Genomic DNA, 17988 nt, shown 5'->3' with positions numbered 1-17988 from the left:
GGTCAGAAGGTCTCCTGGGCGGCCTTGATGTCGGCGGCCATCTTCGGCACCGCGGTCGCCACGTCGGCCTCCCCGGCGATCACCGGGTAGACGTTGCTGTAGATCGCCTTCGAGATCTGCGCGTACACCGGCGACTTCGGGCGTGGCTTGGCGCTGAGCACCGACTGCTTGAGCTGCGTGATGAACGGGATCGCTGCCTGCACCTCGGGATCGTCGTAGATGGCCGCCACCACCGGCGCCTGGGCGTGCTTGAGGGTTATCGTCTTCTGGAACTCCGCGCTGCTGGCGTAGTCGATGAACGCTACCGCCGCGCCGGGGTTGTCGGATGCCGTGGCGATCCCGAAGTTCCAACCGCCCAGCACCGCAGCGGGTTTGCTGGCTTCGTCGAACGCGGGCAGCGGTGCCACGGCCGTGCTCGGACCGGCGTCGGTCTGCTGGATGAGCTTGTACGCGCTGGGCCAGTTGCGGTGCTGGCCAGCGACACCGGATTCGTAGGCGCGCCGGGAACCATCTTCGTTGTAGGTCAGCCCGGCGCGATCGACCGCACCGGATTTCACGCCCTCGGCCATGAAGTTGAGCACCGCTCGGGTCTGCGGTGAGTCGATCGTGACGTTGCCGTGCTCGTCCAGCACCGAGCCGCCCGCCGAGTAGAGCATTTCGAGGAAGTTCACGGTCAGGCCCTCGTACTGCTTGGCCTGTATCTCGACCTGGTTGCGCGGATCGCGAGCGGCCTGCTCGTACACCTGCTTCCAGGTGGTCGGCGGCTGGACCCGGTCGTTGCGGTAGAACAGCAGACCCGCGTTGGTGTAGAAGGGCGTGGCCCAGTACCGCTGCGCGTACCGCGCGGTTTCGAGGGTGGCCGGGATGAAATCGGCCTTGTGCTGCTCGACCACCTTGGTCTGGTCCTGCACCCAGCCCTGCGCCGCCCACTCGCTGACCCACGTGACGTCCATCAGGTAGATGTCGCACTCGGCCGAGCCGCCTTCGAGGCGTTGGATGGCTTGTGCGCGAGCGGCGTCGGTGTCCTGGCCGAGTTCGACGTAGCGCGCGGTGACGCCGGTTCCGCGTGCGTTGAAGGAATCGGTGAGCGTTTTGAACACTCCGGTGTCCCGGATGCCGCAGACGGTCACCTCGCCGCTGGCGCCCTGCGCGGCACCGGGTTCGACGACCTTGCCTTCGGGTGCCTGTTCGGCGACCGGGCCTTCGGCCGGTCCGCCCGCGCAACTCGCCAGCGCGAGCACGGCGGCAGTGGCGGCGACTGCTCGGGAGGTGGCGCTTCTCAACTGCATCGTGGTCATCTCCGCTTCGCGGTTCTTCGGTGGATGGCATCGAGATCGCGCGGCGAGGCGGGCGTTCCCGGGATTCCGTTGAGAACCTGTTCTTGAAGCGGCGGAGCCGCTTGGCCACCCACGCGAAGTGGGTCCAGGAACAGGTTCTCAGAACTGCGGCGTGAGACGGCTCACATGGTTAGTGGCGCGCCTGTGGCGTGTCAAGACATCTCGTTCATCAGGTCGTGGATCCCGTCCGGGGACAGCACTTCCTCGATCGCGGCGACCGCCGCGCCAGCGAGTCCCGCCGAGCGTCCTAATGTGCTGTTGGCCAGCGACAAGTGCCGTGTCGCCAGCGGCAGCGCCCGGCGGTAGACGGCGCTGCGGATCCCAGCGAGCATGTCGTCACCGGCGGCGGTGATGAGTCCACCGAGGACGATTCGCTTCGGGTTGTAGAAGTGCACCAGCATGGCCACCACCTCGCCGATGGTGGCGGCAGCGGACCGGACCCGGCGCACCGCGATGGCATCGCCGTCGCGCAGCAGCCGCGCGAGGTCCTCGATGTTCCGCGGCCCGGCTTGTTCGGTGCGCAGGGCTCTGATCACCGCGTCGGCCGACGCGACCGCCTCGACGCAGCCGACGTTGCCGCACTGGCAGATCACGTCGTCCGCGCCGGGCACCCGGATGTGGCCGATGTCGCCAGCCGCCCCGTCGGAACCGCGGTGCAGTTCGCCGCTGGCCAACACGACGCCACCGCCGATGCCGGTGCCGATTTTGAGGAACAGCAGGGGTGATTCGCTGGCCGGTAGCGCACGTGCTTCGCCGAGGGCCATCAGGTTGACGTCGTTGTCCACCGAAGCGGTGCAGCCGAACCGCTCGGCCATCGTGTCGCCGACCGGGAAACCGTCCCAGCCGGGCATGATCGGCGGGCGCACCGGCATGCCCATCCGCGGATCCACCGGTCCGGGCAAGCCCATTACGAGGGCTTTCACCTCGGTTCGCGCTACTTGGGAGCCGGTCAGCAGGTCGCGCAGGTGTTCGGTGAGGACGTCCAGCGAACGCTGCGGGCCGATGGCCAGATCGAGCGCTACCTGCCGTTCGGCGAGCACGTTCTGGCCCAGATCGGCGACTGCGAGCCGGGTGCTGTGCACGCCGACGTCGGCGGCCAGCACGACCCCGGCGCGGGGCGCGATGGCCAGCCGGTTCGCGGGCCGCCCGCGACCGCCGTTGCCCGTCGGGCCGCGGTCGCCGACCACTCCGGCCGCGATCAACGCGTCGAGGTGGCTGTTGACCGTGGACCGGGCGAGGCCGGTGGCGCGCACCAACTCGACGCGGCTTTCCGCTGCTCCCGAGGCGATCAGTCGAGCCAGGCCGCTGTGCACCAGGTTGCCGTCGGCCCGTCCGGACGTCCTCGGCACTGCCAACCGGACCGGTTCCCACCCCATCGTCGTTGCTCCTGCTCGAATATCCGTCGATTATTGACCGAAAAGAAAATAAATCATAGCTCTTGCCGACCTAAAACCCAGCGATCTAGCTTTGACCGCGACGTAAATCGGGCGTGAGACACCCGTAGCTGTCAACTGATCCAACCGAAGGAGGCTCTTGGTGGGCCCTGAACGCGCACCGTCCGGACGGGGTGTGGCGATCCTGGGCGCCGGGATGATCGGCGAGGTGCATCGGCGCGCTGCGATCCTCGCGGGCGCCGACCTGGTCGGCGTCCTGGCGTCATCCCCGCAGCGGTCGCGTCAGGTGGCCAGCGGATGGAGCGTGCGTGCCTACCAGGACCTAGCCGAAGTGCTGGCCGACGAGCGCGTCGATGTCGTGCACGTCTGCACCCCGAACGCCACCCACGCGCCGTTCGCTGAGGCCGCCCTGCGCGCGGGCAAGCACGTGATCTGCGAGAAGCCGCTGGGTGTTTCGCTGGCCGAGGCCGAGCGGATGGCCGTCGCCGCAGCGGGAAGCGGCCGGGTCGCCGCGGTTCCGTTCGTCTACCGCTACCACCCGGTGGTGCGGGAGATCCGAGCCCGGCGGCAGGCGGGGGAGTTCGGGGACTGGAACCTGCTGCACGGCAGTTACCTGCAGGACTGGATGTTGTCGCCGGATGCGTCGAGCTGGCGGGTCGACCCCGGACTGGGCGGGCCGTCGCGGGCGTTCGCCGATATCGGTTCGCACTGGTGCGACCTCGTCCAGTGGGTCTCCGGCGAGGAGTTCACCGACGTGCTGGCCGAGCTGTCCATCGCGGTGCCGACCCGACCTGCAACCGCGGGACCGAGTTTCACCGGTCCGGCGGCGGTTTCCGGCGACCGGGTCGAGGTGCGCACCGAGGATTCAGCCGCGTTGCTGCTGCGGACGGCCGGGGGAGTGCTCGGCACGGCCACGATCTCGCAGGTCGCCGCGGGCCGGAAGAACCGGCTGTGGTTCGAATTGGACGGAACGCTCGGCAGCGCGGTGTTCGACCAGGAGAACCCGGAACGGATCTGGCTCGGCGGGACCGACGGCAACCGGATCCTGGTCCGCGATCCCGAACACGGCTCGCCGGAACAGCGTCGGCTTTCGACGCTGCCCGCAGGGCACGCGCAGGGATATGCGCAGTGCTTCGAAGCGTTCGTCGCGGACGCCTACGCCGCGATCGACGGCGGCAGCCCGGAGGGGCTGCCCACCTTCGACGACGGGCTGCGCTCCGCGCGGCTGGTCGACGCAGTCCTCCGCTCCGCGCACAACCGTTCCTGGACGAAGGTGTGATGATGCGGCTGGGAATGCTCCACGTCCCGCGCATCGCACCATCCGCACGTTGATCGTCGCCTGACCTCGGGAGTTCGCTTTGGCCACGCTTTCCGTCCAGCTCTACAGCGTCCGCGAGCAGCTCGCCGTGGACCGCAACGGCACCCTCGACCGGTTGGCCGAGATCGGATTCCGCTACGTCGAACCGTTCGGGCTCGGCTCCCCGGACAAGCCGCTCGCGGACCGCCTCGCCGCGGCCCGGTCGCTGCGCGCCGGTCTCGACGCGGCGGGTCTGTCGGTCTCGGCGGTGCACGCCGGGCTGCCGAACGACGTGGCGGAACTCGCCGAGGAGTGCGCGATCATCGGCGCCGACACGGCGTTCGTCCCGCATCCGCGGCTGGTCGCCGGTTTCGGCGAAGGCACCTTCGCGGATCCGGGACAGGTCGACGCCTTCGCCGACGCGCTCGGCTCGGCGGCCCGAGAGGTGTCCGTTGAGCTGCGCCTCGGCTACCACAACCACTGGTTCGAATGGGCCGAACTGCCCGACGGCAGCACCGGGTACGACCGCTTCTGGGCTCGCACCAGCGACGATCTGCTGGCGGAGCTCGACGTCTACTGGGCGGTCGCGGCGGGTGCCGACCCGGCCCAAGTCCTGACGACCTTGGGAGCCAGAACGGTCGCGGTGCACCTCAAAGACGGCCCGGCCGAACCGGGCGCTGCGCAAACCCCGCTCGGCACCGGCAAGGTCAACAACGCCGAGGCCCTGCGCGGCACCACGGGGATCCGTTGGCACGTAGCCGAAATCGACAGCACCGAACTGGACCCGTTCGACCTGCTGGCCACCAACGCCAACACCCTGGTGAACGAGGGCCATTCCCGCTGGGCCTGAAGGTCGTGAGTGCCGAAGCACGCTCCAACGCGCTTCGGCACTCACGACTACACGACAGGGGGAGGGGGTCGGCGTGCGTGTGCCGTTTCGGGCGGTTTGGCGTCGATGATGATCCCCATGGTTGAGGATGGGGCGCGCGGGGCCGGGGGAGCCGGGAATGGGCACGGACCGAAGCGCGAGCGAGCTCGGCAGGTGGCGCGGACGCGGACCGGCGGGATCTGGGTCTCGGTCGTCGTCGCGGTGATCGTGCTGGTGTTCCTGCTGGTCTTCGTCGTGCAGAACGCCGAGAGCGTGACCGTGCGCTTCCTGTGGACCGCGGGCAACCTGCCGTTGGGCGTGGCGATGCTCTTCGCCGTGCTCGCCGGTGCTCTGCTGGTCGCACTCGTTGGCACGGCGCGGATTCTGCAACTCCGGCGCTCCGCCGGGCCTCGGTTGCGCAAGCCGGAATGACGGTGCTGTGGTCGGTGGCTGCCGACCACAGCACCGCTTCAAGCGAAACCGCACCAGGTGCGTCACTGCGCGGTGAAGCCGCCGTCGATCGACAGGTTGGCGCCGGTGATGAAGCTCGCCTCCTCGCTGAGCAGGAATGCCGCGAACGCTGCGATTTCTTCCGGGCCCGAGACTCGACCCATCGGGTGCAGGCCGACGATCTGCGCCACGCCTTCCGGGGTCGCGCCCATGGTGGTGCGGAATGCCGGGGTGTTCACCGCCCCGGCGGCGATCGCGTTGACGCGGATGCCTTGCTTCGCGGTCTCCAACGCGACCGCCTTGGTCAGGCCGACGACACCGTGCTTTGCCGCGACGTAGGGCGAAACACCGCCCATTCCGACCACGCCCAGGTTCGAGGCGTTGTTGAGGATCGCGCCACCACCGGTGGCGATGATCGCTGGGACCTCGTACTTCAGCCCGTAGAACACGCTGCTCAGGTTGAGTTCGACGTCCGCGCGCCAGCCGGTGTCGTCGATGTCCTGCACGGGGCCGAATGCGTTGACAGCACCCGCGTTGTTGAACGCGCCGTCCAGCCGCCCGTACTCGTCCACCGCCGCGCGGACCAACGCCGCGACGTCGCTTTCCACCGTGACGTCGGTGGGCACGAACAATGCCCGACCGCCGCTCGCGCGGATGTCGGCGGCCAACTGCTCGCCGACATCCTTGCTGCGGGCGCCGAGCACCACTGCCGCGCCTTCGGCGGCCAGTCGTTGGCACACCGCCTCGCCGATGCCGGAGGTCGCTCCGGTCACCACGACCACTTTGGACTGGAAACGCGTCGTGTCCATCTCTTCCTCGATCAGCCGAGTATCGGACCGGCCGTTGCCGGGCCGGGTTCGATACTGGCGACGAACGGCGATCGAGTCTGGCGGTATTCGGTCGTCGAGTTGGTCGTGCGTGGAAATGGTCGCTAGAACGACCGTTTCCACTCACGACCAGTCTTGCTACTCGCGAGTAGGTAGTGGTTGAATGCGGGCTCCGGATCAACGGGAGATCGGGAGTCGCCGTGCGCCGTTCGCTTGCCGTAGTGACCGCAGTCCTGCTGGTGTTCCTGCTGGCGGCATCCGCCCAGGCCGAACCCGGCTGCACGGTCCGCTCGCAGACCATTCCCGGCGCCGACGGTGTGCCGCTGGACGCCAAGGTGGTCGAGCCGCGCGGTAACGGCCCGTTCCCGGTCCTGGTGATGCCCGCCAGTTGGTCGATGTCCAGCGAGGAGTACGTGGGCGCCGCCGCGAAACTGGCCTACCAGTCCGGCTACGTCGTCGTCAGCTACACCGCGCGGGGGTTCCACGGCTCCGGGGGCGAGGTCGAGGTCGCCGGGCCAGCGGACGTGGCGGATGCTTCGGCGGTGATCGACTGGGCGCTGGAGAACACCGCGAGCGATCCGGAACGCGTTGGAATGGCAGGCGTTTCATACGGCGCGGGGATCAGCGTGCTCACCGCTGCGGCGGATCCGCGGGTCCGGGCCGTCTCGGCGATGAGCGGTTGGGCCGATCTGGTGGCATCGCTGTACCCAAACCGCACGGTGAGTTCCCAGGGTGCGGAGCTGCTGCTGGCCAGCGGCCACCTCACCGGCAGGTTCGGTGACGATCTCCGCGAGCTGGAACGGGCCTATCGAGCCGGGCACGCGGAGGACGGCCTCGGCATGGCGCCGGTGCGTTCGCCGTTGACGCACGTCGACGAGCTCAACGGCAACGGAACCGCGGTGCTGATCGCCAACGCCTGGGAGGACTCGCTGTTCCCGCCGCGGCAGATGGTCGACCTGTACCGGGGTTTGCGCGGCCCCAAGCGGTTGATGTTCTCGCCTGGTGACCACGCCACGCCGGAGCTGTTCGGCGCCGCTGGAATGCCCAACGACATCTGGGAATCGACCGCCCGCTGGTTCGACCGCTACCTGCGAGGTGTGGACAACGGCATCGACGTCGAGTCCCCGGTGCAGCTCAAGCCCGTCAACGGCGGCACGTGGCGCGGCTACCCGGATCTCCCGATGACCACTGTGGACACCCGGTACCTCCAGGCCGACGGGTCGATGGGCAGTGCGCCGGTGGAGTGGAGCCGGGAGATCGCCGCGGGGGTGCCCACGGTGGCCGACAGCGGTGCGGTCATGGTCAACGGAACGCTGCAGGGTTTCAACGTCCCGACCGGTGTGCTGCTGCCGCTGGTGGATCGGCGTGCCGCCGGTGTCTGGACGAGCCAGCCGTACCGCACAGCGGTGACGGTCAACGGCGCCGCGCGGCTGCGGACGACGATCACCCCGAGCAGCCCGGACACCTCGGTGTTCGCTTATCTCTGCGACGTCGACCCCTCCGGCGCCGCGAGCCTGATCACGTACAAGCCGTTCACCGTCCGCGACGCGGCGCCAGGTCGTCCCGTCGAACTCGACCTGGGTCTGGAACCGACGTTGTGGCAGGTACCGGCGGGCCACCGGATCGGACTGGTCGTGGACACCGTCGATCCGCGCTACCAGGGTCGAAGCTCGCTCGGATCGAACCTGGTCTTCGACTCCACCGCATCCGCACCATCCACAGTGGAGATACCGGTGGAATGAGCCTCAGCGGATGCCTTCCCGGCGCAGGCGGTGGGCCAGTTCGGCGGTGACCTCGGTGAGCAGTTCGCCCGCCTTCCTGGCCTTCGCGTCGGTGGTCTGCTCGATCGGCATGGAGCAGCTGATCGCGTCGGTGCCGGGGATGCGGTAGGGCACCACGGCGGCCACGCAGCGGATGCCCAGCGTGCCTTCCTCGATCTCGGCGGCGTAGCCGCGCTCCCGGATCGTCGCGCACGCCTCGTGGATCTTCTCCAGCGACACCAGCGTGTTCGGGGTGAGCGCGGACAGCGGACCGGGCAGCAGTTCGGCCACCTCCTCGCGGGTCAGTTCGGCCAGCAGCGCCTTGCCCAGCGCGGTGGCGTGGGCGGGCAGCGTTCGCCCGATCTTCGACGACAGGTACGTCGAGTTGTCCGATTCGCGGGTTTCCAGGTAGATGACCTGGTTGCCGACCAGCCGGGCGTAGTGCGTGGTGAAGCCGGTCTTCTCCCGGAGTTCTTCCAACGCCTCGGTGGCGAACCGGATCGCCGGGTCGCGGTCCAGGTAGGCGGTGCCGCAGATCAGGGCGCGGACCCCGAGCCGGTAGCGCGTGTTGCTGGAATCGGCCTCCAGCCAACCCGCGTCCAGCAGGGTGCGCAGCAGCCCGTGCAGGCTGGAGCGCGGGAACCCGGTCCGGGCGTGCAGGTCGGCCAGCGACAGCCAGGAGGTGTGCGCGGCGAAGGTCTCGACCAGGTCGATCGCGCGGCGGGCGGACTTCACCCCGGCGGCCTCGGGACCGCTGTTGGCGTTGGAGAGGTCTGCCGACCGCGCCATCTGGGTTCCTCCTTCAGGACGCCACGCGTGGTGCCACGATCCTAACCAGCGACGCGTGGTGTTCGCATATCTGAACTCAGTGCGCGATCGAGACGACGTTCGAGGAGCTGGCGGTCAGTTCGGTTCGCCGAGCAGTGCGGTGGTGAACGGGCCGCCCAAGTAGCGGGATGGCACGCCGTCGGCGACTTCGGCGGCGAACTTCTCCGCGTCGTCCTGGGGTTGGTAGCCGAGGTCTTCGGCCTCGGCCAGGGAGCAGAGTCGGCGGGTGTTGGCCGACACGCCCCAGATGACCCGGTAGCCCGGCGACGGATGGCTCAGGCATGCCTCGAAGAGGCGGGCCCCGTCGTCGGGGGACAGCCACAGCGACAGGCCGCGCACGTCCGACGGGCGCTCGAAGAGGGAGCCGATCCGGATGCAGATGACGTCGATGCCGAACCGGGAGTGGTACAGGCTGCCCAGTGCCTCGATGGCGGCCTTGCTCACGCCGTAGTAGGTGTCCGGCCGGGTGGGCAGGTCCGCGGGCAGGCCGTTCGGCCCCGCCGCGTCGATCGGGTGGAAACCGACGGCGTGGTTGCTGGAGGCCAGGATCACCCGGCGCACCCCGGCTTGCCGGACCGCCTCCAGCACGGTGTGCGTGCCGTCCACGTTGACCGAAAGGGTTTCTTCCCAGGAGTTCTCCCGGCTGTGACCGCCCAGGTGGATGACCGCGTCGACGCCTTCACAAGCCTCGGCCATCGCGGCGGGATCGGTCAGGTCCGCGGTGATCGTCTCGACCGCCTCGCCCGGCTCGGCCGGAGGTGGTGGGACGCGGTCGAGCAGCCGCAGGACGCGCCCCTCGCGCCGCAGCCTGGGCCGCATCAAGGTGCCGACGCCACCCGCCGCCCCGGTGATCAGGATGCGTTGCTGCAAGGTGTTCTTCCTTTCCGCTCCGGGCACACCCATACGCCGGTTGACACGTGATCGCGATCATACTAGCGTCCTCCGGCAGGTTTCGGACAGTCGAATTTATTCACAAATCCATGTTCCGTTCAAGAATATGAACGCGAGAGGGTCGGGCCAGTGCATGCACTCGACTGGACAATGGTGTGCGGTTATTTCGGTTTGATGCTGGTCATCGGCTGGTGGTCGCACCGGAGGGTCAAGACCGACAAGGACTTCTTCATCGCTGGCGGCCGGATGCCCTGGTGGCTGGCCGGGATCTCGCACCACATGTCCGGCTACAGCGCGGTGCTGTTCGTGGCCTACGCCGGTGTCGCCTACACCGACGGCGTCACGGTGTACTTCTGGGGATTCGCCAGCATCGGCATCGGCGTGGCGATCGGGTCGTGGCTGTTCGCCGCGCGCTGGAACCGGTTGCGAGCTCGCTTCGGAGTGGCCTCGCCGCTGGAGTTCCTGGCCCGCCGCTACAACATCCCCGCCCAGCAGGTGTTGGCCTGGAGCGGCTCCTCGCTGAAGGTCTTCGACGTCGCTGCCAAGTGGTTCGCGGTGGCCGTGCTGCTCAACTCCTTCGCCGGACTGCCGCTGCTGTGGGGCATCATCATCACCGGCACCGTCACGTTGTTGTACTGCACCGCTGGCGGGTTGTGGGCCGATGCGCTGACCGACTTCGGGCAGTTCGTCATCCAGGCGGCGGCCGGGATCGTGATGATCTGGGCGGTGCTGGCCCAACTCGGCGGCATCTCCGCGCTGTGGACGCTCTGGGACCGGCTGCCCGAAGGGCACACCTCGCCGGTCACCGGCGAGTACACCACGGTGTTCCTGCTGGTGTACGTGCTGGTCAAGACGCTTGAGTACAACGGCGGGATGTGGAACCTCGCGCAGCGCTACATGGCCGCGCCCAACTCGCACGCCGCTCGGCGCGGTGCGGTGCTCTCCGCCGCGCTGTACCTGTTCTGGCCGCTGGTGCTGATGTTCCCGATGTTCGCCGCGCCGCTGTTCGTGCCGGGGCTGGAGGATCCGACCACGTCGTACGCGGCGATGACCCAGCAACTGCTGCCGCCGGGCATGATCGGGCTGGTGCTGGCCGGGATGTTCTCGCACACCATGGCCATGGTCGCCTCGGACGCCAACGCGATCTCGTCGGTGATCACCCGCGACATGCTGCCGGTGCTGTGGCGGAAAGCCCGCGACTTCACCGAGTTCCAGCGGCTGCGCACCGGTCGCATCGCCACCTTCAGCTTCATCACGCTGAGCATGATCGTGGCCACCCAGGCGCAGCACCTCGGTGGCGTGCTGTCCATCGTGGTCTCCTGGGTGGCCGCGCTGATGGGGCCGATCTCGGTGCCGTTGCTGCTGGGCATGCTGCCGTGGTTCCGGCGGTGCGGATCGCGGGCGGCGATCGTCTCGTGGGCCGGTGGGCTGCTCACCTACGGCGTGCTCTACTACGGCCTCGATGCCAACCAGACCGCGACGGTCGCCACGCCGATCCTGGTGTCGCTGGTGCTCTACGTCGGGTTGGGTCTGGTCGCCTCGGAGCGCACCCAGCAGATCGACGAGATGCTCGAACTGCTGGACCGCGAGGCGGAGGCAGCCGCGCCGGTGACGAGCAGGGGTTGACATGCATGTGACGGGTTACAGCTACCCGTGGGACGTCGAAGGGGATTTCGCCGAAAGGGTCCGGGAACTCGGCGTCGATGAAGTCGCGGTCGCGGTGTCCTACCACAGCGCGCGAGCGGCGACGCCGTGGTCGCGGCGGGGCACCAGCGTCGTGGCTCGGCACGCCGCGTTCTACCGGCCGGTGCGGGACACGTGGGGCGCGTTGCGTCCCGCACCGGCCGACTGGGTCGACTCGCCGGACAGCGCCGGGGACGCCATCCGAACGCTCGCGGCGGCCGGTGTGCCGGTCGCCGCATGGCTGGTGTTGACGCACAACTCGTTGCTGGGCGAGGCGTTTCCCGAATTCGCGGTGCGGAATTGCTTCGGGGAGAGCTATCCGTGGGCGCTGTGCCCGGCGCACGAAGCTGTGCGGGAGTTCGCCGCGCGGTTGACCGCGGAATCCCTCGCTGAGCTGGATGTTCGGTCCGTGGTGTTGGAAGCGTGCGGGCAGCTCGGCGCGATTCACCAGCACCAGCACGAGAAAACCGACGCCGTCTGGTCGCCTGCTGCGGCGCGGCTGCTGTCGGTGTGCTGCTGTGCCGCTTGTGCGGCCGGTTGGGCGGAATACGACGTGGCCGCGCAGACCGTCCGCGACTTGCTGCGGGACGAGGTTCGGCGGCTGATCGCCGACGGCGACCTCAGCACCACCGAGGACCGGCTTCCCGCGGAAGTCCGGGAGATCTTGCTGGCGAACCGGCAGCGGGCAACCGACTGGCTGCGGCAGGACGTGTGCAAGCAGATCAGCATCGATTGCCGGGTCGTCTTGCACGGCAGCACCGATCCGTGGGCCACCGGAGCGTTACCCGGTTTGACGCCGAGGGCCGTGCACGAGGTCGACGCCGTCGTGCTGCCCTGCTGGAACGCCGGTGCGGAGACGGTGGCGACCGTCGCCGCCGCAGCCGGATCACTACCGGACACAGTGGACACCGGGAGCTACGTGACCGCCGTCGGCCCAGAGCTCGCCGACATCGCCAAGTACGTCCAGGAACTCCGCGACGCGGGCGCCGACGAACTGCACCTCTACCACCTCGGGCTGGCCGGGCCCGCCCGCTGGCCCGAGCTGCGCCGTGCCGTCGAACAGGCCCACCAGCCGACGTGAGCCCACCGAGGGAGGCACCACGATGTCGTTGAACCGTCGGGGTTTCGTGCTCAGCAGCGCGCTGACGGCGGCATGGCTGTTGTCCGGCGGCGCGCGGTCCGCGGCGGCGGCCGGTGCCGGGCCCGCCGAGATCGTCGCGCGGTACCGGGAACTCCAGGTGGGCCGGGGCCGCCGGTCCCCGGAGCGGGACCAGGCCGTCGCCGCGCTCGACGAACTCGCCGAGACCTTCGACGCGACCATGGATATCGGATCCGATCAGCTCTGGGACGACCTGCCGACCGGACCCGGCAGCACCTACTTCCCCAAGATGTACTACCGGCTGCGGGTGATCGCGGTCGCGTGGGCGACACCGGGTTCGGCGTTGTCCGACCGGCCGGAGCTACCGCAGCGGGTGCGCACCGCGCTCGACACGCTCTACCGGGTCCAGTACAACGAGAACACCGCCGAGGAAGGCAACTGGTACGTCTACGAGATCGGCGTTCCGCTCTGGCTGCTGCAGATCATCGCGGTGCTGGGCGAGCAGCTGACACCCGAGCAGCAGCGGCGCTACCTGCGGCCGGTGTTACGGTTCGTCGCCGATCCCAACCGGCGGGCCAAGGATCCGGCCACGGTGGAGACCGGGGCGAACCGGTCGGACAAGGCACTGATCGCGGTCGTCTCCGGCGCGATGCTCGGTGACCTCGCCCGGATCCAGCTGGGCATCGACGCCGTCACCGACGTCGCCGGTGGTGGCGCGGCCAGCCTCGTCAGCCGGGTGACCGCGGGCGATGGCTTCCACACCGACGGGTCGTTCCTGCAGCACGAGGTGGTGCCGTATGCCGGGCACTACGCGTTGGTGCTGCTGACGTCGCTGTCCGGGCTGATGGCGCTCACCCAGGGCACCGAATGGGAACTCGCGACCGAAGTGCGGGAGGCGGGCTGCGCCGCGTTGATCGACGCGTGCGCGCCGTTCGTGTTCGCCGGTTCGATGATGGAGTCGGTGCGCGGTCGATTCCTCTCCCGCCAAGGCGAAACCGCGCACGACGCGGGACACCAGCTGACCGCCGCCGCGGTGCTGTTCGCCCGGACCGCGCCCGAGCCGGTGCGGTCCCGGCTGGCGGGGCTCGCGGCGAGCTGGATCGAAAGCGGGACCTGGGCGCCGTACCTGGAGGTCTCCGGGCTGGACCGGTTCTCCGGCGGTTTGCACCCCGTCGGGGTGGCGGAGGTCGAATACGCCCAGGAACTGCTGGCTGCCAACCCGCAGCGACCGGAAGTGGCTGCGGTGCACCGGGTTTTCGGCCAGCAGGACCGGCTGGTGCACGTGACCGAGGACTGGTCGGCGTCGCTGGGCATCGGTTCCAGCCGGATCTGCCGGTACGAGTCGATCAACGAGATGAACCTGCACGGCTGGTACACCGGCGACGGTGTGCTGTACGTGTTCCTGCCGCAGGACCAGGGCCATTACAGCGACGCCTACTGGCCCACCGTCGACGCGACGCTGCTGCCCGGCACCACGACCAAGGATTCGACGCCGCCCGAGCTGGAGTCGACCCCGCTGGCACCGCGCGATTTCGCCGGTGGTGCGCGCTACGACGACCGCTTCGGCGCACATGGCCTGGATTTCGTGTCGCAGGACGGCACCCTGACCGCGCGGAAGTCCTGGTTCTTCACGCCGGAGGGCGTGGTGTGCCTGGGCGCCGGGATAACCGACGGCACTCCGGCCGCGGTCCGCACGACCGTCGAAAACCGGAACCTGGGGGAGAACGGGCAGGGCGCGCTGCTCGCCGACGGCGTACCGGTACCGGGGCAGGCGGAGTTGAACAGCCCCGGCTGGCTGCACCTGGAAGGCGTGGGCGGATACGTGTTCCTGGCCGAATCCGCAGTGCGTGCCGTGCGGGAGGACCGCACCGGGTCCTGGCGCGATGTGGACCAGGGCGCGAACACCGGTGGCACGACGAACCCGTACACGCGGCGGTACCAGAAGATCCTGATCGAGCACGGCGCGCAGCCAGCCGACGCGAGCTATGCGTACGCGGTGCTGCCGGGCGCCTCGGCGGCCGCCACGATCGCCGCGCGGGCCTCGTGGCAGCTGCGGGTGAACGATCCGGTCGTGCAGGCGATCAGGTTGTGGCGCAACGACGTTCTGCTGGCGAACTTCTTCGCTGCTGGTGCGGCCGACGAGGTGGCCGTGTCCGGACCGGCGTCGCTGGTGCTCGGTCGCGCGGGGCGCGAGCGGCGTCTCGCGGTCGCCGATCCGACCCAGCGGCAGGAGGTGGTCCGGGTGACGCTGAGGGGCGCTGCGGGCATGCCGGTCATCGCTGCACCCGGCACCGCCGAGGTGGTTTCCGCCAACGGGGACCTGGTGATCGACGTCCAGGTGGCTGGTGCGCTCGGCGCGACCCGCGTTCTGACCATCGGTTGATCGGCTCGTCCTGGTTCGCAATTTTTGCGCGGAATGGAAATGTGCCGTTCGAATTGCGCGAAAAAACCGTTGGGGCCGGTGCCACCGGCCCCAACGGATGAGTGCGGAATCAGGTCAGTTTGGTGTCGCCGACCCGGAAGTCCCGGAACTGCGCGTGCACGTCCCGGCTCGGTCCCCAAGAAGTGTCGTGCCCGCCGAAGAAAGTGGAGAAGAAGATTCCCGAGGTCGGGATGCCCGCGATCTGCTCGATGGCCTGTTCGCGCAGGACTTCCTGACCGTCGTACCAGACCGTGATGGTGCCGCTGTTGCGGTCCACCGACTGCTCCACGGTGTGCCACTGCCCGTCGTTGCTCCACGACCACGCACCGAGGCCGACGTCCTTGCCGTAACCTTCGCCCAGCGACGGGTCGTAGACGTACACCTCGGCCTGCGGCTGGCCGTCGCGGATGCGCCACATGTACCGGGTGGACCACGCCTGGCCGTGCTGGCCGCCACCGGCCTGGCCGGGCGGACCGCCGTAGAGGCCGGGCAGTTTCCCGCCGCGCGCACCGAAATCCCAGTCGGTGGGGAAGCGCACCTGGTAGCTCAGGTGCAGGACCGGGGCGTCGGCCAAGTCGTCCCGGCCGATCGAGCGGAGGTCGGTGTAGAACTGGCCGCCGCCCTCGCTCGGGCAGTCGCCGCAGGACGGCGCCGACGAGCCCTGGCCGTAGAACACGTCGACTTCGTCGCCCTGCGGGGTCATCCGGTCGAAGCCGAAGTTGCCATCGGCGATGTAGCCCCAGTTCTGCTGCCAGGAATCGCTGGGGAAGTCGGCGAACCCACCGGACCACGGCTCGGCGGCAGTGGGCACCGCGCTCGCTGGTAGCGGCGCCACCGCCACCAGCGCGGCCAGCGAGAGTCCGGCCAAACCGATCAGCCGCCTTCGCCGGACACCACTTCGTTTCGTCACGTCCTACACCTCGCATCCGACTGCTGCGCGCGGTTTCGCGCGCGTTCGTTTCGACGTCGACCGGGCGGCGGAACGGTCTGCGCCGGGAGAACTCCGACAATTCCAGAGCAGACACCAGAAACCGGTGATCGGTCAACCCCGCCAACGATTTTGGCGTCTTTTTCCTTAAGCGTTGTTCAAGAATGTGATCAGCCGGTGCTAAATCTCCCGGATTTGCGCGCTGCGACCGCTTTTCGGCAGTGCGACGACCACCGCCAGCCGCCGAACGGCCTATTCCAGCGGGCAGTCGTCGTCCGTGCCGACGGCAACGGTTACTCCGGCGACGTCGAGCACGGCGGTGATGCTGGAATGGTGTCATGATCGACCAGCCCGCCACATCGGCACCGAAGCCGACCGGGACCACGTATCCGTTGCCCACACCGGAACCGGGCCCGCAGTCCAACCCGCCCGGTGGCGTTCGCCGAGTTCGCCGCCGTGACCTGGGGCCTGCGTGGCGACCTGCTCGACCATGGCGCTATCTTCGTGCGCTCGCCCCGTGCAGAAGTCAGCCGAGACATCTTGGAGCAGGTGCGCTGTGAGCTTTGCGGATCCCAGCCGGGCCGAACGCTGGCCTCGCCAGCACGCGAACGACCCGAGCAGAACCGAGGCGGACTCCAACTCGGCGCCGATTCCGGTGAAGCTGGTCGTAGCAGGCGGTTTCGGGGTCGGCAAGACGACCTTCGTCGGTGCGGTCAGCGAGATCCCGCCGCTGACCACCGAAGAGGAGTTGACCGTTGCCAGCGAAGGCGTCGACGACCTGACCGGTGTCGAACGCAAGGAGACCACGACGGTCATGCTGGACTTCGGGCGCATCACGATCTCGGAGAAGATCGTGCTGTACCTGTTCGGCGCACCGGGCCAGGACCGGTTCTGGCCACTGTGGAATGACCTGGCGGCCGGTGCGGTGGGTGCCGTCGTGCTGGTCGACACGCGGAAGGTGGAAGAGGCGTTCCCCTCGGTGGAGTTCTTCGAACGGCGTGGCATTCCGTTCGTGGTGGCCGTCAACGTCTTCAGCAACGCGTACCACTACGAGCCGGAGGAACTGCGCGAGGCCCTGGCGATTCCGGTGGAGGTGCCGGTCGTGACCTGCGACGCGCGCGAGCGGGGGCTGGTGAAGAACGCGTTGATCACGTTGGTGGGCCACGCGCTCGCCCGGATTCCCGCCGCGGCCGACGCTGGCTGATACCTGAGAACGGAGGAGGGCGTGACCGGCTTTCCCGGCCACGCCACTCTTTTCGGCATCGAAGTTGCGGTCGCGTAACTATTCGGGGCGTGCCCGTGCTCGATCGTTCGTCGGCCGACTGAACAATGGAATCAGCACATCATCGACTATCTCGACGATGACTTCGTCCGGAATCGGGCCCCCGTCGAACAGGAAGTGGTGGCGCAGCAGCGCCTGTCCCGTCTCCAGCCGCCGCGGGGTGACGTCGGCGGGGTCGATCTCACCGCGGTCGACCGCCCGCTGGATGACCTCCTGCATTCGGCGACGACCCGCGCCCTGCGAGTACCGCCGCGCTTTGGCCGTGCTCGCCGGTTCGTGCAGCACATCGCTGAGCACGCCGCGCAGCGCCTCACCCGTCGGACCGGCCAGCACTTCGGCGATCTCGCGGAGCACGGCGAGCAGGTCGCCTCGCAGGCTGCCGGTGTCCGGCGTGGACGAGGCGTCGGGCAGCAGGTGGTACACCGCGTCGATCGCCAACTCCATCCGGGTCGGCCAACGGCGGTACAGCGACGCCTTGCCGGTCTTCGCGCGCTCGGCGACCCCTTCCATGGTCAACTTCGCGTAGCCGTGTTCGGCCAACTCGGCGAGCACGGCTTGGAAAATGGCGTCGTCCAGGGCCTTCCCGCGCCGACGCGGTCGCTTGCGGTGATCGGTGGCGTCGTCCAACGGCACTGCGGTTCTCCCGAACGCTCGGGTTCATCCGTTTCCTGGGGCCTAGTTAGAAAACGGACCGTTCTCTAATGAGACTAATGCGCCGTCGCCGCGTGCACAACGCGTGGTCAACGGCCGAGGTGCGTGGTGCCGCGGACGTCCATGGCGTCGAAGTCGTCGCCGGAGTGTCTCCGGTAGACTTCCTCGGCCGGGCGCAGAATGGAAGTGAGAGTCTCGATGGCACGTGATGGGGACCGTGGTGGTTCCTCCGGGATCCTGAGCCGGATCGACCCTTTCTGCTGGATTCCCG

Annotated in this window: 15 protein-coding genes; 8 read left to right on the top strand and 7 right to left on the bottom strand. The window is 68.7% G+C overall.

Translation table 11 applies throughout. The annotated features are described in order from the left end of the window. Positions 1-2 precede the first annotated feature (2 nt). Both MOQ72_RS30315 and MOQ72_RS30310 read right to left on the bottom strand, forming a co-directional pair. A complete protein-coding gene (locus tag MOQ72_RS30315) occupies positions 3-1289 on the bottom strand; it encodes an ABC transporter substrate-binding protein (protein ID WP_242189165.1) in 1287 nt (428 codons plus the stop codon). A 200-nt stretch (positions 1290-1489) separates the two neighbouring features. Continuing rightward, the gene (locus MOQ72_RS30310; protein ID WP_242189164.1) at positions 1490-2713 is read right to left on the bottom strand and encodes an ROK family transcriptional regulator; all 1224 of its coding nucleotides are present in this window, start codon (positions 2711-2713) and stop codon (positions 1490-1492) included. Between the two features lie 160 nt (positions 2714-2873). Here MOQ72_RS30310 and MOQ72_RS30305 point away from each other — a divergent pair, with 160 nt between their 5' ends. From MOQ72_RS30305 to MOQ72_RS30295, 3 genes are all read left to right on the top strand, one after another. Beyond that, positions 2874-4010, top strand: coding sequence for a Gfo/Idh/MocA family protein (locus MOQ72_RS30305; RefSeq protein ID WP_242189163.1), 1137 nt, complete (start codon positions 2874-2876; stop codon positions 4008-4010). Between the two features lie 79 nt (positions 4011-4089). Further along, positions 4090-4878 carry a sugar phosphate isomerase/epimerase family protein gene (locus tag MOQ72_RS30300; protein WP_242189162.1) on the top strand — a complete coding sequence of 263 codons (789 nt, stop codon included), beginning with the start codon at positions 4090-4092 and terminating at the stop codon, positions 4876-4878. A gap of 117 nt (positions 4879-4995) precedes the next feature. Continuing rightward, a complete protein-coding gene (locus MOQ72_RS30295) occupies positions 4996-5328 on the top strand; it encodes a LapA family protein (protein WP_242189161.1) in 333 nt (110 codons plus the stop codon). Positions 5329-5390: 62 nt separating this feature from the next. On the opposite strand, the gene MOQ72_RS30290 is transcribed toward MOQ72_RS30295, so the two are convergent. Further along, entirely contained in the window at positions 5391-6155 is a 765-nt protein-coding gene (locus MOQ72_RS30290; RefSeq protein ID WP_242189160.1) for an SDR family NAD(P)-dependent oxidoreductase, read from the bottom strand. A 239-nt stretch (positions 6156-6394) separates the two neighbouring features. On the opposite strand from MOQ72_RS30290, the gene MOQ72_RS30285 reads away from it, so the two are divergent. After that, a complete protein-coding gene (locus MOQ72_RS30285; RefSeq protein WP_242189159.1) occupies positions 6395-7915 on the top strand; it encodes a CocE/NonD family hydrolase in 1521 nt (506 codons plus the stop codon). Positions 7916-7918: 3 nt separating this feature from the next. Here the strand turns inward: MOQ72_RS30285 and MOQ72_RS30280 are convergent, their stop codons facing one another. Together MOQ72_RS30280 and MOQ72_RS30275 are read right to left on the bottom strand one after the other, a co-directional pair. Beyond that, positions 7919-8722 (bottom strand): IclR family transcriptional regulator, encoded by an 804-nt coding sequence (locus MOQ72_RS30280; protein WP_242189158.1) that lies wholly within the window; start codon positions 8720-8722, stop codon positions 7919-7921. Between the two features lie 114 nt (positions 8723-8836). Further along, on the bottom strand, positions 8837-9631 hold the full coding sequence (locus MOQ72_RS30275) for an NAD-dependent epimerase/dehydratase family protein (RefSeq protein ID WP_277954898.1): 795 nt from the start codon (positions 9629-9631) through the stop codon (positions 8837-8839). A gap of 150 nt (positions 9632-9781) precedes the next feature. On the opposite strand from MOQ72_RS30275, the gene MOQ72_RS30270 reads away from it, so the two are divergent. From MOQ72_RS30270 to MOQ72_RS30260, 3 genes are read left to right on the top strand one after another with little or no spacing between them, the layout of a single operon-like run. Further along, the gene (locus MOQ72_RS30270; RefSeq protein ID WP_242189157.1) at positions 9782-11278 is read left to right on the top strand and encodes a sodium:solute symporter family protein; all 1497 of its coding nucleotides are present in this window, start codon (positions 9782-9784) and stop codon (positions 11276-11278) included. Position 11279: 1 nt separating this feature from the next. After that, positions 11280-12416: a hypothetical protein gene (locus tag MOQ72_RS30265; protein WP_242189156.1), complete on the top strand. Its 1137-nt coding sequence runs from the start codon at positions 11280-11282 to the stop codon at positions 12414-12416. Positions 12417-12438: 22 nt separating this feature from the next. Next, positions 12439-14817: a polysaccharide lyase 8 family protein gene (locus MOQ72_RS30260; RefSeq protein WP_242189155.1), complete on the top strand. Its 2379-nt coding sequence runs from the start codon at positions 12439-12441 to the stop codon at positions 14815-14817. 109 nt (positions 14818-14926) lie between these two features. On the opposite strand, the gene MOQ72_RS30255 is transcribed toward MOQ72_RS30260, so the two are convergent. Further along, the gene (locus tag MOQ72_RS30255; protein WP_242189154.1) at positions 14927-15766 is read right to left on the bottom strand and encodes a polysaccharide lyase; all 840 of its coding nucleotides are present in this window, start codon (positions 15764-15766) and stop codon (positions 14927-14929) included. Positions 15767-16433: 667 nt separating this feature from the next. Between MOQ72_RS30255 and MOQ72_RS30250 the strand changes: the two genes are divergently transcribed. After that, the gene (locus MOQ72_RS30250) at positions 16434-16988 is read left to right on the top strand and encodes a GTP-binding protein (protein ID WP_242189204.1); all 555 of its coding nucleotides are present in this window, start codon (positions 16434-16436) and stop codon (positions 16986-16988) included. Between the two features lie 78 nt (positions 16989-17066). Here MOQ72_RS30250 and MOQ72_RS30245 read toward each other — a convergent pair whose 3' ends face one another. Continuing rightward, positions 17067-17699 (bottom strand): TetR/AcrR family transcriptional regulator, encoded by a 633-nt coding sequence (locus MOQ72_RS30245; protein WP_242189153.1) that lies wholly within the window; start codon positions 17697-17699, stop codon positions 17067-17069. Between the last annotated feature and the right edge of the window lie 289 nt (positions 17700-17988).

The sequence above is a fragment of the Saccharopolyspora soli genome, from assembly GCF_022678645.1.
Taxonomy (GTDB): Bacteria; Actinomycetota; Actinomycetes; order Mycobacteriales; family Pseudonocardiaceae; genus Saccharopolyspora; species Saccharopolyspora soli.
This window is presented reverse-complemented; position numbering and strand designations above follow the sequence as displayed.

Excerpts from the sequence above, each read along its gene's own strand:
- MOQ72_RS30315 (WP_242189165.1), bottom strand. The coding sequence starts at position 1,289 with ATGCAGTTGAGAAGCGCCACCTCCCGAGCAGTCGCCGCCACTGCCGCC.
- MOQ72_RS30310 (WP_242189164.1), bottom strand. The coding sequence starts at position 2,713 with ATGGGGTGGGAACCGGTCCGGTTGGCAGTGCCGAGGACGTCCGGACGG.
- MOQ72_RS30295 (WP_242189161.1), top strand. The coding sequence starts at position 4,996 with ATGGTTGAGGATGGGGCGCGCGGGGCCGGGGGAGCCGGGAATGGGCAC.
- MOQ72_RS30290 (WP_242189160.1), bottom strand. The coding sequence starts at position 6,155 with ATGGACACGACGCGTTTCCAGTCCAAAGTGGTCGTGGTGACCGGAGCG.
- MOQ72_RS30280 (WP_242189158.1), bottom strand. The coding sequence starts at position 8,722 with ATGGCGCGGTCGGCAGACCTCTCCAACGCCAACAGCGGTCCCGAGGCC.
- MOQ72_RS30265 (WP_242189156.1), top strand. The coding sequence starts at position 11,280 with ATGCATGTGACGGGTTACAGCTACCCGTGGGACGTCGAAGGGGATTTC.
- MOQ72_RS30260 (WP_242189155.1), top strand. The coding sequence starts at position 12,439 with ATGTCGTTGAACCGTCGGGGTTTCGTGCTCAGCAGCGCGCTGACGGCG.